The following is a 16,447-nucleotide window of genomic DNA, read 5'->3' on the forward strand; positions in this document are numbered from 1 at the left end:
ATGGAATACTGGCTCCCGGGGCTCGCCGCCGTGCTCGGACTGATCGTGCTCGGCCTGCCCATCGCCTTCGCCATGATGCTGGTGGGCGTGGTCGGGGTCGCCGCCATCCTCGGCGTGGACCCGGCGCTGTCCCTGCTCGGGCAGGTGGGCTACGACACCGGCAAGTCCTACACCCTGACGGTGGTGCCGCTGTTCGTGCTGATGGGCAACCTCATCGTGCATGCCCGGCTCGCCGACGACCTCTACGCCGCCAGCAACGCCTGGCTCGGTCACCGCAAGGGCGGACTGGCGATGGCCACGGTCGCCGCCTGCGGCGGTTTCAGCTCGGTGTGCGGCTCCTCGCTCGCCACCGCCGCGACCATGTCCAAGGTGGCGATGCCGTCGATGCGGCGCTACGGCTACTCCGAGGCGGTCTCCAGCGGCGTGATCGCCGCCGGCGGGACCCTCGGCGTGCTGATCCCCCCGAGCGTGATCCTCGTGCTCTACGGGATCATCACCCAGCAGAACATCGGCAAGCTGTTCATCGCCGGCCTGGTGCCGGGGCTGCTCGGCGTGCTCGGCTACATGGCGGCGGTGCGGCTGCACTTCTGGTGGACCGGCGACGCCACCGAGCCGTACCCGAAGCTCGCGTTCGGCGAGCGCCTGCGTGCGCTGCGCGCCGTCGGCGGCGTGCTCTCGCTGTTCGCGCTGGTGATGGGCGGCATCTACCTGGGCGTGTTCACCGCCACCGAGGCCGCCGGCATCGGCGCGAGCGGGGCGCTGGTGCTGGCGCTGTGGCGGCGGGCGCTGACCCCGGCGTCGTTCTACCGGCTGCTGCTGGAGACCGCGCGCACCACGGCGATGATGTTCGCGATCCTCATCGGCGCGGTGGTGTTCTCCAACTTCGTCAACCTCGCGGGGATGCCCGACGACCTCGCCGCCTGGGTGAGCGCGGCGGACCTCGCGCCGATGGCGGTGATCCTCATCATACTGGGCCTGTACCTGGTGCTCGGGGCGGTGCTGGAGAGCCTGTCGATGCTGCTGCTCACCGTGCCGATCTTCTTCCCCATCGTGCAGGGGCTCGGCTTCGATCCGATCTGGTTCGGCATCGTCGTGGTGGTGGCCATCGAGATCAGCCTGATCACCCCGCCCATCGGACTCAACGTGTTCGTGCTCAACACCGTGCTGCCGGAGACCCGGCTGGGCACGATCTTCCGCGGCGTGACGCCGTTCCTGCTCATGGACATCGTCCGGCTGCTGGTGCTCGCGTTCATCCCCGCGATCACCCTGTGGCTGCCGTCGATGATGTAGCCCCGCGCGGGCAAGGAGTGAACAACATGCTGAACCGACTGATCGCCGCCGCCCTGATGCTGGCCGCCGCCGTGCCCGCCGCCGCGGGCAACGTGACCCTGCGCTTCTCCAACTGGCTGCCGCCGGAGCACTACGTGGTCACGGAGATGATCCGGCCCTGGGCCGAGGACGTCGCCGAGGCCACCGACGGCCGCGTGACCGTCGAGATCATGCAGGCGATGGCCAAGCCCGAGGCCCACTTCGACCTGGTGCGCGACGGCGTCGCGGACCTCGCCTTCGGCGTGCACGGCTACACGCCGGCGCGGTTCAAGCTCACCGGGATGGCGGAGCTGCCGCTGCTCGCCGACGACGCCGAGGCCAACTCGGTGGCCTACTGGCGGACCTACCAGCGCTACTTCCGGCCCGCCAACGAGCACGAGGGCGTCAAGCTGCTCTCGCTGTGGACCAATACCCCGGCGCAGATCTTCCTGCGCGGGGGCGACGTCGCCGGCGTCGGCGATCTGTCCGGGCGCAAGGTCCGGGTGCTCGGCGCGACCACCGGCGAGGTCGCCCAGCGCCTGGGTATGACGCCGATCTCCGCGCCTGCCTCCCAGAGCTACGAGCTGCTCTCCCGCGGCGTGATCGACGGCACGTTCTTCCAGAGCGACTCCATCGTCAGCTTCCGGCTGCAGGACTACGTCGACACCGCGGTCACGGTGCCCGGGGGCTTCGCCCACAGCAGCCAGTACCTGGTGATGAACCGCGACAAGTGGAACGCCATCTCCAAGGCGGACCGCGAGGCCATCGAGGCGCTCTCCGGCGAGGCCATGGCGCGGCGCTTCGCCCGGGTATGGGACCGCAAGGCGCGCGAGGCGCGGGAGACGCTCAGGGGCGCCGGCGTGCGTTTCGTCCGGCTGGACGGCGACGCCCGCGACCGGCTGGCCGAGCGCCTGGCGCCGGTTCGCGCGGACTGGGTGGAGACCGCGGCGGAGCGTGGGGTCGATGGCGAGGCGGCGCTGGCGTATTTCCACGACCAGATCGAGGCGCTGAACGCGGAGTAGCGAGGCGGGTGGAGCCGGGAGGGTTCCATCGTCCGAATATATTCATTTGGATGTTTATTGCCGCTGACCTTTCGCGGGCAGGGGGAGAGGCCATGACCAAGCTGGAACTTGAAGTCCGTGCCGCCGAGTGGCTCACGCCGCAGATCCGGCGCATCGAGCTGCAGCGTGCCGGCGGCGGGACGCTGCCCGGGTTCACCCCCGGCGCCCACCTGCGCTTCGAGCTGCCGCTGGACGGCGGCAGCGGGCAGCGGCAGTACTCGCTGATCGTCACCCGTGCCGACGCGGCGGCGATGGCGGCGCCGGAGCGCTACGTCATCGCGGTGCGGCGCGAGGCGGACGGGCGCGGCGGCTCGGCCTACATGCACGAGCGCCTGCAGCCCGGCGACCGGCTCACCGCCGAGGGGCCGGTCAACGATTTCCCGCTGCACGAGGGCGGGGGGCGCGCCGTGCTCATCGCCGGCGGCATCGGCGTCACGCCGATCCTGTCCATGGCGGCGGCCCTGACCGCCGCGGGCCGGGACTACCGCTTCCACTACAGCGGCCGCAGCCGCGGGCAGCTCGCCTTCGTCGACGAGATCCGGGCCCTCGCCGGCGAGCGGCTGAGCGTGCACGCCGACGACGAGCCGGACACCGCCCTCGACCTGGACGCCCTGCTGGCGGGCTACGGCCCGGCCGACCACCTCTACGTCTGCGGCCCCGGGGGCATGATCGACGCGCTCACCGCGGGCGCCCGTGCCCGGGGCTGGCCGCCGGAGCACGTGCACTTCGAGCTGTTCACCGCGGCCGCCCCGCAGGCCGGGGATCACGCCTTCGAGGTGGAGTGCCGCGCCTCCGGGGTGACCCTGCAGGTGGCCGCCGACCAGACGATCCTCGAGGCGGCCGAGGCCGCGGGCCTGGACCCGATGTCCGACTGCGAGCGCGGCGAGTGCGGGGTGTGCTCCACCGAGGTCATCGAGGGCGAGGTGGACCACCGGGACCACTACCTGAGCGACGACGAGAAGGCGAGCAACAGCGTCATGCAGATCTGCATCTCCCGGGCCAGGGGCGAGCGGCTGGTGCTGGATCTGTGAACGAGGAGGAGAAGGCAATGGGCAAGTATCGCGACAACCCCGAAGCGATCGCGTCGCTGGTGGGCGACGACTGCGTCCACCGCGACGTGTACCTGGACGAGGAGCTCTTCGAGCTGGAGCAGGACTACCTCTTCGCGCGGACCTGGAACTACCTGTGCCACGACAGCCAGATCCCCGACCGGGGCGACTACTTCACCGCCACCATCGCCGGGCGGCCGCTGATGGCGGTGCGCCACACCGACGGCAGCGTGCGGGTGATGATGAACCGCTGCGCGCACAAGGGCGCGAAGCTCGCCCCCGAGGAGCGCGGCAACACCGGCAAGTTCTTCCGCTGCCCCTACCACGCCTGGACGTTCAGGACCGACGGCTCGCTGCTCTCGATCCCGTTCAAGAAGGGCTACGAGGGCACGCGGCTGAACGAGTGCCGGGCCGCCAAGGGCCTGGTCACCATCGATAACGTCCGCAACTACCGCGGCTTCATCTTCGTGCGCATCAGCGACGAGGGCCCGGACTTCGACGAGTACTTCGGCCCTGTCATCACCTCGCTGGACAACATGGTCGACCGGGCCCCGGAGGGCGAGATCGAGGTCGCCGGCGGCTGCCTGCGGTTCATGCACGACTGCAACTGGAAGATGTTCGTCGAGAACCTCAACGACACCATGCACCCGATGATCGTGCACGAGTCCGCGGCGGGCACCGCCAGGGAGCTGTGGAAGGACCAGCCCGAGGACGCGCCCAAGCCCATGATCATCCAGCAGCTGCTGCCCTTCGTGAACGACTACCAGTTCTTCGACGCCGGCGGCGTGCGGGTGTTCGACAACGGCCACAGCTACGACGGCGAGAAGGTGAGCATCCACTCACACTACTCCGGGCTGCCCGAGTACGACCGCGCGATGGAGGCCGCGTACGGCCCCGAGCGCGCCCGCGAGATCCTGACCACGGTGCGGCACAACACCGTGCTGTATCCGACCATGACCTCCAAGTGCGCCATCCAGGCGATCCGCGTCGCGCGGCCGATCAGCGCCAACCGGACCCTGATCGAGAGCTGGACCTTCCGGCTAAAGGGCGCGCCGGAGGAGCTGCTGCAGCGCACGCAGACCTACTCGCGGCTGATCAACTCGCCGTTCTCCGTGGTGGGGCACGACGACCTCCACTGCTACGAGGCCATCCAGGCGGGGCTGCTCGCCTCCGGCAACGAGTGGATCAGCCTGCACCGGGACTTCGACCCGGTGGAGCTCGACGAGCCCGAGCGGCTGGATAACGGCACCAGCGAGATCTCCATGCGCAACCAGTTCCGCGCCTGGAGGAAGTTCATGACCGACGGCGCGTCCCGGGGCCAGTGAAGGGGGGCAGGGCGATGAGCGAACACGACACACCCAGCGACGAGGCGCTCGTGGACTTCGTCTACCACGAGGCACGGCTGCTCGACGAGAAGCGCTACGAGGAGTGGTCGGCACTGTTCACCGAGGACGGGGTCTACTGGATCCCGCTGGAGCACGACCAGCCCGACCCGGAGCACCATACCTCGCTGGTCTACGACGATCGGCTACTCATGCAGGTGCGTATCGGCCGCATGAACAGCCCGCGGGCCTTTTCGCTGCGGCCCACGGTGCGCGGCCACCACCTGCTCGCCCAGCCGCGCATCGAGCGCCGCGACCCGGAGGCCGGCGAGTACGTCCTGCGCACGGACTTCCACTACACCGAGGCCCGGGGCGACGAGGTGCTGCGCTACGCCGCCACCGCCTATCACCACCTCAGCGCCGACGGCGGGGAGCTGCGCATGCGCATGAAGCGGGTCAACCTGCTCAACTGCGATGCCAACCACCCGGCCGTCCAGCTCTACCTGTAGGCGGAGGTCGCCGTGAACCGAGCCAATACCGTCTGGGAGGCGTTCCGCGATACCGCGGCGCGGTTCCCGGATCATCCCTGCCTCCAGGTGCTGCCGGAGACGGCGGCGATCTACGGCATCGACGCCGGTGAGCGACGCTACGCGGCGGTCCTGGCGGAGGTCGACGCCCTCGCCGGGGCCTTCCGTGACGCCGGCTACGGCCCGGGGCTGCGCGCCGGGCTGCTGCTGGAGAACCGGCCGTCGTTCCTCACCCACTGGTTCGCGCTCAACCGCCTCGGCGTGAGCGTGGTGCCCATCAGCGCCGAGATGCGCGCCGCCGAGCTGGAGTACCTGTGCGGGCACAGCGAGATCGCGCTGGCGGTGACGCTGCCGGAGCGTGCGGGCGACCTCCGCGCCGCCGCGGAGCGTGCCGGCACCCGGCTCGCGGTGATGAGCCCCGGCGAGGCGGTGCCGCCGGCGCCGCGGCCGCCCGTGGACGCGGCGCTCGACCGCGACAGCGAGTGCGCGCTGCTCTATACCTCCGGGACCACGGGGCGGCCGAAGGGCTGCGTGCTGCCGAACCGGTACTTCCTCGGGGCGGGGGAGTGGTACGCCGGCATCGGCGGCCTGGCCGCATTGCGGGAAGGGGGCGAGCGCATGCTGACACCGCTGCCGGTGAACCACATGAACGCCATGGCGTTCTCCACCCTGGCCATGGTGCTCACGGGGGGCTGCCTGATCCTGCTGGACCGCTTCCACCCGCGGAGCTGGTGGGAGAGCGTGCGCGAGAGCCGGGCCACGGTGGTGCACTACCTGGGCGTGATGCCGGCGATGCTCCTCGCCGCCGAACCCTCGCAGGCGGACCGCGATCACCACGTGCGTTTCGGCTTCGGCGCCGGGGTGGACCGGCGCCACCATGCCGCGTTCGAGGAGCGCTTCGGCTTCCCGCTGCTGGAGGCCTGGGCCATGACCGAAACCGGCCCCGGGGCGGCGGTCATCGCCAACCACGAGCCCCGCCACGTGGGCACGTCCTGCTTCGGGCGTCCGGAGCCCGCGGTGGAAGTGCGCCTGGTCGGCGATGACGGCGGCGACGTCCCCGACGGCGAGCCCGGCGAGCTTTGGGTGCGCGCCGCCGGCGATGACCCGGCCCACGGGTTCTTCCGCGAGTACCTCAAGAACCCGGAGGCCACGGCGGAGGTCTGGGCCGGCGGCTGGTTCCATACCGGCGACGTGGTCCGCCGCAGTGCCGACGGCTCGCTCCATTTCGTCGACCGCAAGAAGAACGTCATCCGCCGCAGCGGCGAGAACATCTCCGCCGTGGAGGTGGAGAGCGTGCTCCAGCAGCACCCGCTGGTGCACCAGGTCGCGGTGGGCGCGGTGGCGGACGAGATCCGCGGCGATGAGGTGATCGCCTGCGTCGTGCCCGCGGAGACGGTATCCGCGGAGCGGCGGGAGGCGCACGCCGCCTCGATCGTCGACTACTGCCTGGAGCAGCTGGCGTACTACAAGGCGCCGGGGTACGTCGCCTTCGTCGAGGCGCTGCCGCTGACCCCGACCCAGAAGGTCCAGCGCGGCGAGCTCCGGGCCCTGGTGCGGGAGCTGCCGGGGCAGGCGTGCTGCGTGGACACCCGCGGCCTGAAGAAACGGCGGTGAGGAGGCGCGCATGAGCACGGGCTACGACGGCGTCGCCGTGGCGGTGCCGGTGAGCTGGGGCTACACCAAACGCTCGCACCACGGGGCGGCGTACTTCCTCGCCGGTGCGCTGCGTGAGCTGCTGGCCCGCAGCGGCCTCGACAAGGCGGCCGTGGACGGCCTGGCGGTCTCGAGCTTTACCCTGGCGCCGGATACCGCGGTGGGCTTCACCCAGTATGCGGGCGTGTCGCCGCGCTGGCTGGAGCACATCCCCACCGGCGGGGCCTGCGGGGTGGTGGCCCTGCGCCGGGCGGCCAGGGCGGTGCAGTGCGGCGACGCCGACGTGGTCGCCTGCCTCGCCGGGGACACCGCCAACTTCGGCAGCTTCCGCGGGCTGATGCAGAACTTCTCCAGCATGAGCCGGGACTTCGTCTACCCCCACGGCGCCGGCGGGCCCAATGCCAGCTTCGCGCTGATCGCCGAGCACTACATGCGCGCCTACGGCGCGGGCCGGGAGGACTTCGGGCGGATCGCGGTGAGCCAGCGCGCCAACGCCGGTCCCGTGCCCCACGCCCTGCTGCGCCGGCCCATGAGCCTGGACGACTACCTCGCCGCCCGCCCGGTGGCCGAGCCCATCCACCTGCTGGACTGCGTGATGCCCTGCGCGGGGGCGGAGGCCTTCCTGGTGATGTCCACCGAGCGCGCCCGCGCCCTGGGCCTGCCCCACGCGCGGGTGCTCGGCGCGATCGAACGCCACAACGCCTTCCCGGACGACCCGGTGCAGTACCGCGGCGGCTGGCTCTACGACCGCGACGCCCTGTACGACCAGGCCGGGATCGGGCCCGCGGACATGGACTTCCTCCAGACCTACGACGACTACCCGGTGATCTCGATGATGCAGATCGAGGACCTCGGCTTCTGCGCCAAGGGCGAGGGCCCCGCGTTCGTGCGCGCCCACGACCTCACCGTCGGCGGCGACTTCCCCCACAACACCTGCGGCGGCCAGCTCTCCGTGGGCCAGGCCGGCGCCGCCGGTGGCTACATCGGCCTGGTGGAGGCGCTGCGCCAGCTCACCGGTCAGGCCGCGGGCACGCCGGTCGAGGCCGCACGCCACGGGCTGGTCAGCGGCTTCGGCATGATCAACTACGACCGTGGCCTGTGCACCGCCGCGGCCGTCCTCGGGGAGGGCGGGCCATGAGCATACTGCCGCCGCGCCAGCGCGGGCCGCTGGGCCGACGCTTCACCGCCGGGGCCGCGCGCGGGCGCCTGGAGCTGCCCGTGTGCGGCGACTGCGGGCGTATCCAGTATCCGCCGCGGGAGGTCTGCGGCCACTGCCTCTCGGAGGCCCTGGCATGGCGGCCCGTTGCCGGCGCCGGGACGCTGCTCGCGGTCACCCGGCTGCACCACAGCAACGAGCCGTACTTCGCCGCCCGGCTGCCGCTGCGCCTGGGCACCGTCTCCCTCGGCGAGGGCGCGCAGGCGCTGGCCTACCTCGCCGGCCGGGCCGCGCCCGGGGAGACGATGGACGTCCGTGCTGTGCTCGACCGCGGTGGCGAGGGCGTGCTGGTCGCGCAGGCAACGGGAAACGACGAAGCGGAGGAGGTCCGGAGCGCCATGCAGGCATTCACGTTCGATCCGGCGGGGCGGCGCATCGCCCTGTACGCGGCGACGCCGTCCCTCGCCCGGGCCGTCAGCCGCGCCCTGCGCGACGCCGGCGCGGCCGCCGTGGTGCGGCTGGACGCCGATCCCGGGGCGGCCGGGCCGGAGCCCGGTGAGGTGCACGCTACCGTCGCCGATCCGTACGACCCCGTCGCGGTGCGTGCGGCGGCGGGGGCGGTCGACGCCCTCGTGGTCTCCGGGCTCGGGGCCGGCGGCGCGGCGGGGCTGTCCGCGCTGCCCGGGGAGGCGGGCCGCGAGGCGATGGAGCGGGCGGTGGCGGTGCCGCTGGCGCTGGCCGACGCACTGCGCGAGCCATTGGCCGCCGTCGGCGGCGCCGTCGTCCAGCTCGTCTCCGTGTTCGCCCGGGCCCACCTGCCGGCGATGGGCCTGGAATCGGCCCTCCAGGCGACGGCCCTGTCCGCCACCGAGGGCCTGCGCGCCCGCGGCCATGCCGCCGGGGTGCGCGTGCTCACCGTGTTCGCCGGTCCGTACGGCGGCCCGGACGGGCTCGCGCTGCCGGCGGCGCCGCCCGGGCGGCTCGCCCACGGCGTGGTCGCGGCGCTGGCGTCCGGCGTGGAGGAGAGCGCCGCCGATCCGGTGGCGGAGGACATCCTGGCGAAGTGGCGTGACGAGCCCAAGGCGCTCGAACGCGAGCTTGCCGCAATGGGGGAGGCAGACCAATGAGCGAACCCGTCGCCATCGTGACCGGCGGCAGCGCCGGCATCGGCCGGGCCATCTGCGAGGACCTGCTGGCGCGCGGCTACCGCGTGCTGTCGCTGGCCCGCCGCGCCAGCGACATCGACCACGAGCGCCTGGAGAGCGTCCCCGTGGACCTCATGGACCCGGCGGCCACGGCCCGGGTCGCCGCGGACGTGGCGGCGCGCCATCCGGTGACCACCGTGGTGCACAACGCCGGGGTGATTCGCGCGGCGCTGCTGGACGAGGTCGCGGGCGAGGACCTGGACGCGCTGACCCACCTCCACCTCGGTGCCGCCATCACCCTGGTGCAGGCGGCCCTGCCGGCCATGCGCGAGCGTGGTTTCGGGCGCGTGGTGCTGCTGTCCTCGCGGGCCGCGCAGGGGTTGCAGACGCGGACCAGCTACTCCGCGACCAAGGCCGGGATGATCGGCATGGCGCGGACCTGGGCGCTGGAGCTCGCCGGGGACGGGATCACGGTGAATGTGGTCGCTCCGGGGCCGGTGCGCAGCACGGACATGTTCCACGGCGTGGTGCCGGCGGGCAGCGAGCGCGAGACGCGGCTGGCGGAGGGCGTGCCCGTCGGCCGCCTCGGGGAGCCGGCGGACGTGGCGCGGGCGGTGGCCTTCCTGGCCGCGCCGGAGAACGGCTTCATCACCGGGCAGACGCTCTACGTCTGCGGCGGCACCAGTCTGGGTGGTCTGCCCCTGTAACGCACCTGCGCCAAGCTTCCGTGTGGTTTTCCAGTAATCACGTGGACTCGCCCCCTTGAGGCGTCGAAGCCGACGCGCTGGAACGGGGAATGTCGGCTGCCAGGCGCAGCCGACCTACGGGAGATCGGGGAATCGCCAAGCGCGAAGCGCGCGCCGCTATTCAGCGATAACCACCTGTCCAGCTCGGGTAGGTCGCGCGCCGCGGGCGTGCGACGTTCTTGGCCCGGAATGCTCGGGGCGTCGCCCACGGCCTGTGGCCGTGCCCGACCGACCCGCCGTGACGAACCCACGCCAAACTTCCTTGGGGCTAGCGATCATCTCCACGGGCCGTGGCGAGGCGCGTGCGCTCGATGAGGCGAAGGCGGGATTCGGCCCCACATTCGCGCTCCAGATCGGATCCGAGATATGGATTATTGGCGAGGCAAATGAGACAGGCGCCGTTCAAAATGGCACAGCTGTAGTGGAACGCGATCATGGCATTCAGCGAGAGAGAGCTGCCGGCCGCTACGGCGAAGACGGCGGCCCCCACGCACTCACCCCCACAGAGCGCTACGACGGCCGCGACGGTGAAGATAAGGCCTAGGTTGCGGGTGAGCAGGCGTATGCCATTGACGTGCTCATAGCAGGCAAGGAACGCGGGGAAGAAGACCATGAGCACGTTCTCCAGGTTCTCGGCCGTGGCCCAGACGTCACTGCGCTCGAGTTTCAGCATCTCCTGCCACCGATCGACATTGAAGGAGTGGTTCGTCATGGCGAACGGAAAACTGGCGCGTTTTCCCCAGGAGAACCCGACCGCCCACTTCTCCAGCCAGCCCACCAGAAACCAGCTGGCCGCGTTGAGCGTCAGCCCCAGGGGAGTGGCCAGGAGAAAGGCGAGCAGATAAAGGCCCACCAGGGTCTCCGCGCTAAGGCAGCCGAAGGTGGAGGCTGCGCCCTCCGCGTCGATGGGAGGGCAGGATCGCAGGGCGGGGATGGCCACCCCGAGAACGGGGGTTTCCGTTGCCGCGGCGAGCCCCAGCAGCAGCAATACGGTGTAGCCGGTCGCACTATCGGATAAAAAGCGGATATACGATAAGGCGACGCCGCGGCCGGAGACGCCCGGGTTCGGTGTGGTGGTCATTCCATGGCGCTCCGCTACGCCGGCCGGAATCCGCAAGGATTCCGCGCATGCGCCCTTTCCCTAGGTCGGAGTATGCGCGTTCTCGGATAGGGCGGTGAACCGTACGTCGGTTCCCGCGCCTGCTCGCGATTGCTCGCGCCAGCGCCTCACCGTGTCGGCGTCAGGCGACCTCGTCGACGTCGAGGCGGTGCTTGAGCGCGAGCTTCATGCGCGCCATCAGGCGGTTGAGCTCGTCCACCTCGGCATCGGAGAGCTCATCGAACAGCTCCACCAGCCACGCCTCGTGGGCCCGGGCCATGGTGTCGAACTCCGCGCGCCCCTTGTCGCTGAGCTCCACCCACTGCACGCGCCGGTCGTCCGGGCAGGGGCGGCGGTTGACGTAGCCGCTGCGCACCAGGCGGTCCACCAGCCCGGTGACGTTGCCGCTGGAAACCAGCAGCAGCCGCGAGAGCTCCGACATGGTCTGGGGGCGATCCGCCCGCTCGAGCTCCGCGAGCACGTCGAACTGCGGCAGGGTGATGGTGAAGTGCTCGCGGAAGCGGCTGCGCAGCTGCTGCTCCACCAGCCCGACGGCCGGCAGCATCCGCAACCACAGCCGCAGTACCTTCTTGTTACGGGGATCGGTGTCGTCGGCGGGCGCGTCCTTCATGGTGTCTCCGGTGCCTCCCTGACTCGTTCGCTACAGGGTACCCCGGAGAAGTATTTTATGTCTAAGTATTTCACAGCCCGGTTATGTATGTGTCACCGATCAGGGATAACGAAAAGTGATCGATACCAGTAGTAACCAATTTTTCTCAAATGACCGGCCCGGTGCCACACTACCGGCACGCCTACCCGCAGGAGAACAGCGATGAATGCGTTTGTCTGGGACGATCCGTTCCTGCTCGACCAGCAGCTCACCGAGGAAGAGCGCATGGTCCGCGAGGCGGCGCGGGAGTACTGCCAGGAGCAGCTCCAGCCCCGCGTGATCAGTGCCTACCGCGACGAGCGCTTCGACCGGGAGATCCTCACTGAGATGGGCGAGCTCGGCCTGCTCGGCCCGACCGTCCCGGAGGAGTATGGCGGCCCGGGCGTCAGCCACGTGGCCTACGGGCTCATCGCCCGCGAGGTCGAGCGCGTGGACTCCGGCTACCGTTCGGCGATGAGCGTGCAGAGCTCGCTGGTGATGCACCCGATCCACGCCTACGGCAGCGAGGCCCAGAAGCAGAAGTTCCTGCCCCGGCTCGCCACCGGCGAGATGGTCGGCTGCTTCGGCCTCACCGAGCCGGACCACGGCTCCGACCCGGGCGGCATGAAGACCCGGGCCCGGGCGGTGGACGGCGGCTACCGGCTCACCGGCCAGAAGATGTGGATCACCAACAGTCCGATCTCCGACATCGCGGTGGTGTGGGCGAAGTCCGAGGCCCACGACGGCAGGATCCGCGGCTTCATCGTCGAGCGCGGCACCGACGGCTTCGAGACCCCCGCGATCCACGGCAAGCTGAGCCTGCGGGCCTCCATTACCGGCGAGATCGTGCTCGACGACGCCTTCGTGCCCGAGGAGAACCTGCTGCCGGAGGGCCAGGGCCTCGGCGGGCCGTTCGGCTGCCTCAACAAGGCGCGCTACGGCATCGCCTGGGGCTCGATGGGCGCGGCGGAGTTCTGCTGGCACGCCGCCCGCGAGTACACCCTGGAGCGCAGGCAGTTCGGCCGGCCGCTGGCCGCGACCCAGCTCGTGCAGAAGAAGCTCGCCGACATGCAGACCGAGATCACCCTGGGCCTTCAGGCCGCTCTGCGCGTCGGCCGGATGATGGACGAGGGCACTTGGGCGCCGGAGGGGGTGTCGCTGATCAAGCGCAACAACGTCGGCAAGGCGCTGGACGTGGCCCGCCAGTCGCGGGACATGCACGGCGGCAACGGCATCTCCGAGGAGTACCATGTGATGCGCCACATGGCGAACCTGGAGACCGTGAACACCTACGAGGGCACCCACGACGTCCACGCCCTGATCCTGGGCCGGGCGCAGACGGGGATCCAGGCGTTCACCGGGTGAGCGCTGGGGGCACGGCGGATGCCGTGTCCCCGGTGCCCGGGTGGTCATGGCGGGCGCGGTCGCGGCGAGTCTCCCGCGATCCCCTGGTCCGGTCCCGTGGAGCGAAGAGGGCGAACAGGTGACAGAGCAAGTGACAGGCGCACTGACCGGCATCCGCGTGCTGGATCTTTCCCGCGTGCTCGCCGGCCCGTGGTGCGGCCAGCTGCTCGCGGACCTGGGCGCGGAGGTCATCAAGGTCGAACGCCCCGGCACCGGTGACGACACCCGCGGCTGGGGCCCGCCCTTCCTCGCCGACGCCGCGGGCACGCCCACCCGCGAATCCGCCTACTACCTCTGTGCCAACCGCGGCAAGCGCTCCCTCGCCGTCGACCTGGCGGACCCGCAGGGCCAGGCGCTGGTCCGCGACCTCGCCGCCCGCTCGGACGTGGTCATCGAGAACTTCAAGGTCGGCGGGCTGGCGCGCTACGGGCTCGATTACGACAGCCTGGCGGCCACCAGCCCGGGCATCGTCTACTGCTCGATCACCGGCTTCGGCCAGGACGGCCCCTACGCCAGCCGCCCGGGTTACGACGTGCTCATCCAGGCCATGGGCGGGCTGATGAGCCTCACCGGCCAGCCCGACGGCAGCCCCGGCGCCGAGCCCATGAAGACGGGCGTCGCCGTGGCGGACCTGTTCACCGGCGTGTACGCCAGCACCGCCATCCTCGCCGCGCTGCGCCACCGCGACCGCACTGGCGAGGGCCAGTACATCGACATGGCGCTGCTGGACGTGCAGGTCTCCATGCTCGCCAACCAGGCCAGCAACTACCTCGTCGGCGAGACCGTCCCCCGGCGCGCCGGCAACGCCCACCCGAACATCGTGCCGTACCAGGTCTTCGCCACCGCGGACGGGCACATGGTCCTCGCCGTGGGCAATGACGGCCAGTTCCGCCGCTTCTGCGACGTCGCCGGGCTGGCGGGCTACGCGGACGACCCGGCCTTCGCCACCAACACCGCCCGGGTCGCCCACCGCGGCGAGCTGGTGCCGGTGATCGCCGAGCGCCTGGCCCGCGGCGCCACCGCGGAGTGGGTGAGCGCGCTGCAGGCCGCGGGCGTGCCCTGCGGGCCGATCAACACCATGGACGCCGTGTTCGCCGACCCCCAGGTCCGCCACCGCGGCATGCAGGTCCGCGTGCCCCACGAGGCCGGCGGCCACGTGGACCTCGTGCGCTGCCCCATCCGCATGAGCGCCACGCCGCCGCGCACGGCCGCCGCACCGCCGCAGCTCGGCGAGCACACCCGCGCCGTGCTCGCCGACGAGCTCGGCCTGGACGCCGCCGCCATCGCCCGGCTGGTGGAGGCGGGCATCGTCCAGGGCTGATCCCGCGCTGTCGCCCCTGCGGAGGATGTGATACGAGTGGGGCGGGCAGGACGATAGGGAGGTGCCATGGGCGGCGCACGCATCGGGCTGGCGCTCCAGGGCGGCGGGGCCTACGCCGCATTCACCGCCGGCGTCCTCTCGGCCCTGATCCGGCCGGAGGGGCCAATCCCGCCCGGGCGCATACACGCCGTCACCGGCACCTCCGGCGGCGCCCTGAACGCCGCGCTGCTCGCCCGCGCCATCCACGACGGTATCGCCCCGGATACCTACCTCGACGCCTTCTGGCGGCTCAACCGCATGGAGGACCTCCTCCGCGAGCGCTACCACGCCCTGCGCTTCGTCCCGGACGAGGCCCTGGGCCTGCTCATCGGCCTGCACCGCCACCTGGAGGCACTGGGCGTGCCCAAGGCCATGCCCATGAGCCACTTCCGCGGCGTGGCCCTGGACATGATCCGCGACCTCGCCGCGGCCGCGGCCCCCACGCTGGTGGAGGACCCGGACGCCGCGGCCCTGCCGGCCCGGCGCCCCTTCGTCACCGTCGCCGCCACCGAGGTCCACTCCGGGCTGGCGCACCTGTTCAGCAACGACCCCCGCCCCCGCCGCCTCCTCGACACGCCGGACGGGCGCGGCCGCACCCACCCGCTCACCGCCCGCGCCGTGCTCGCCTCCATGGCGCACCCCATGGTCTTCGACGCCGTGCGCATCGGCGATGGTGCCTACTGGGACGGCTACTACACCCGCAACCCGCCCCTGACGCCGCTGCTGCGCCAGGGCTGCACCGACATCGTGCTCGTGCGCCTCGTCGCCCCGGACAACGACACCGTCCCCGAATCCGAGGGGCCTATCCGTCAGCGGGTGGAAGAGATCGTGCAGAACACCACCCTCAGCCTCGAGCTCGACGCCTGCCGTACCGCCAACGGCAGCCCGCCGTTCCGCCTCCACGAAATCCGCCTGACGAACACCGGTGACCTCTCCGACGCCGCCTATCCCCTCGCCGAATTCGTCGAACGCCTCGGCGAGCTCGGCCGCCGCGCCGTGGCGGACGACGACGGATTCGCCAGCCACTGGCAAAGCAGCGCGAACACGAACGAGCTACTGACCACCGCGGACTTTGCGAACGGCATCATCGGAACCGGACAGGGCAAGGCCACGGAAACCAGACCAACCGGAATCACCGACGCCCTGCGACATTACCTCGCGCGCTGGTGGGGAAGCCGATAAGCAACAGGGCTGGACAGCCGCATGCATGCCGTAGCAGGCTGATTCCCAGAACGGATTCGAAGGAATGGGGGATAGGGTATGGACACCGGGGCACGCTCAATGTCCGAGCGGCGGAATATGCCCTCCTACCGCAAGCTCACGGACACATCCTCCCGCCGCGGCCAGTTCCGGGACGTCACGCCGTACGCACGATATCGCAGGCGCTACTCACGCTCGGGCGTCTCGTTTCCTTTGAAAACGCAGTCTTTCCGCCGGTCGATCGTGGCATCGCCATCCAACATTCGTGCGCACACGGTCGCTGGATATCCGCGCTCGCAGCCCGACCACTGTTCGTATCCAGTGGCAGTAGTAGCTCCTCACCTTACGGATGCTGTAGCGCTTTACCCGCAACCGTCCGGCGGAACCGGTCCATCGGCCGGAGCCGCGTGCCGAGGGTATGACATCACCCCCATGTCGAATACGGGGCGTACGTACAGTACCAATGGCGCGGACGCAAACTGCAAGCACGATATTGCGGCGCCTCTGGCGGTGCGGAAACTAACGATCAATAAAATCAGTGGGTTACATGAGAGCGCGCAAGCGCACAGAGTGCAATATCGTGCGCGCACGTTTATTGAATATCCGTGCGCGCCATCTAATCACTGTTACTAACCTTAAAGAAAGTAAAGCCATGATGTGTTAGGTTTTGCATCATGAGATGCAAACGCTCCAACGATGGCCGCACAATTGACAAGGCGGCGATGCACGCGCTGCGAATGCAGGCGATCAAAGCGGTGCGCGGTGGGC

Annotated in this window: 14 protein-coding genes; 12 read left to right on the plus strand and 2 right to left on the minus strand. The window is 70.6% G+C overall.

Translation table 11 applies throughout. From position 1 onward, the window contains the following. From ACEZHJ_RS12275 to ACEZHJ_RS12315, 9 genes are all read left to right on the plus strand, one after another. Positions 1-1,290: a TRAP transporter large permease gene (locus tag ACEZHJ_RS12275; RefSeq protein WP_018718779.1), complete on the plus strand. Its 1,290-nt coding sequence runs from the start codon at positions 1-3 to the stop codon at positions 1,288-1,290. A gap of 26 nt (positions 1,291-1,316) precedes the next feature. Next, positions 1,317-2,330 carry a TRAP transporter substrate-binding protein gene (locus ACEZHJ_RS12280; RefSeq protein WP_018718778.1) on the plus strand — a complete coding sequence of 338 codons (1,014 nt, stop codon included), beginning with the start codon at positions 1,317-1,319 and terminating at the stop codon, positions 2,328-2,330. Between the two features lie 92 nt (positions 2,331-2,422). Further along, a complete protein-coding gene (locus ACEZHJ_RS12285; RefSeq protein ID WP_375036552.1) occupies positions 2,423-3,400 on the plus strand; it encodes a PDR/VanB family oxidoreductase in 978 nt (325 codons plus the stop codon). A 17-nt stretch (positions 3,401-3,417) separates the two neighbouring features. Further along, entirely contained in the window at positions 3,418-4,743 is a 1,326-nt protein-coding gene (locus ACEZHJ_RS12290) for an aromatic ring-hydroxylating dioxygenase subunit alpha (protein WP_163139583.1), read from the plus strand. 14 nt (positions 4,744-4,757) lie between these two features. Next, positions 4,758-5,249 (plus strand): aromatic-ring-hydroxylating dioxygenase subunit beta, encoded by a 492-nt coding sequence (locus tag ACEZHJ_RS12295; protein WP_018718775.1) that lies wholly within the window; start codon positions 4,758-4,760, stop codon positions 5,247-5,249. A gap of 12 nt (positions 5,250-5,261) precedes the next feature. Beyond that, complete coding sequence (locus ACEZHJ_RS12300) at positions 5,262-6,881, plus strand: AMP-binding protein (RefSeq protein ID WP_375036553.1); 1,620 nt, start codon at positions 5,262-5,264, stop codon at positions 6,879-6,881. A gap of 10 nt (positions 6,882-6,891) precedes the next feature. Then, positions 6,892-8,058, plus strand: a complete 1,167-nt coding sequence (locus tag ACEZHJ_RS12305) for a thiolase family protein (RefSeq protein ID WP_018718773.1) — start codon at positions 6,892-6,894, stop codon at positions 8,056-8,058. Beyond that, positions 8,055-9,203 carry a zinc ribbon domain-containing protein gene (locus tag ACEZHJ_RS12310; protein WP_375036554.1) on the plus strand — a complete coding sequence of 383 codons (1,149 nt, stop codon included), beginning with the start codon at positions 8,055-8,057 and terminating at the stop codon, positions 9,201-9,203. The genes ACEZHJ_RS12305 and ACEZHJ_RS12310 overlap by 4 nt, the downstream gene beginning before the upstream one ends. Next, the gene (locus ACEZHJ_RS12315; RefSeq protein WP_375036555.1) at positions 9,200-9,928 is read left to right on the plus strand and encodes an SDR family NAD(P)-dependent oxidoreductase; all 729 of its coding nucleotides are present in this window, start codon (positions 9,200-9,202) and stop codon (positions 9,926-9,928) included. The genes ACEZHJ_RS12310 and ACEZHJ_RS12315 overlap by 4 nt, the downstream gene beginning before the upstream one ends. Positions 9,929-10,235: 307 nt before the next feature. Here the strand turns inward: ACEZHJ_RS12315 and ACEZHJ_RS12320 are convergent, their stop codons facing one another. Next, entirely contained in the window at positions 10,236-11,048 is an 813-nt protein-coding gene (locus ACEZHJ_RS12320) for a hypothetical protein (RefSeq protein ID WP_163139591.1), read from the minus strand. A 160-nt stretch (positions 11,049-11,208) separates the two neighbouring features. Continuing rightward, positions 11,209-11,697, minus strand: a complete 489-nt coding sequence (locus tag ACEZHJ_RS12325; RefSeq protein WP_018718768.1) for a MarR family winged helix-turn-helix transcriptional regulator — start codon at positions 11,695-11,697, stop codon at positions 11,209-11,211. 201 nt (positions 11,698-11,898) lie between these two features. Between ACEZHJ_RS12325 and ACEZHJ_RS12330 the strand changes: the two genes are divergently transcribed. From ACEZHJ_RS12330 to ACEZHJ_RS12340, 3 genes are all read left to right on the plus strand, one after another. Beyond that, positions 11,899-13,080 (plus strand): acyl-CoA dehydrogenase, encoded by a 1,182-nt coding sequence (locus ACEZHJ_RS12330; RefSeq protein WP_375036556.1) that lies wholly within the window; start codon positions 11,899-11,901, stop codon positions 13,078-13,080. 130 nt (positions 13,081-13,210) lie between these two features. Next, positions 13,211-14,440 (plus strand): CaiB/BaiF CoA transferase family protein, encoded by a 1,230-nt coding sequence (locus ACEZHJ_RS12335; protein ID WP_375036557.1) that lies wholly within the window; start codon positions 13,211-13,213, stop codon positions 14,438-14,440. 66 nt (positions 14,441-14,506) lie between these two features. Further along, on the plus strand, positions 14,507-15,661 hold the full coding sequence (locus tag ACEZHJ_RS12340) for a patatin-like phospholipase family protein (protein ID WP_375036558.1): 1,155 nt from the start codon (positions 14,507-14,509) through the stop codon (positions 15,659-15,661). Positions 15,662-16,447 lie beyond the last annotated feature (786 nt).

This window comes from Arhodomonas sp. KWT2, from assembly GCF_041949875.1.
GTDB lineage: Bacteria > Pseudomonadota > Gammaproteobacteria > Nitrococcales > Nitrococcaceae > Arhodomonas > Arhodomonas aquaeolei.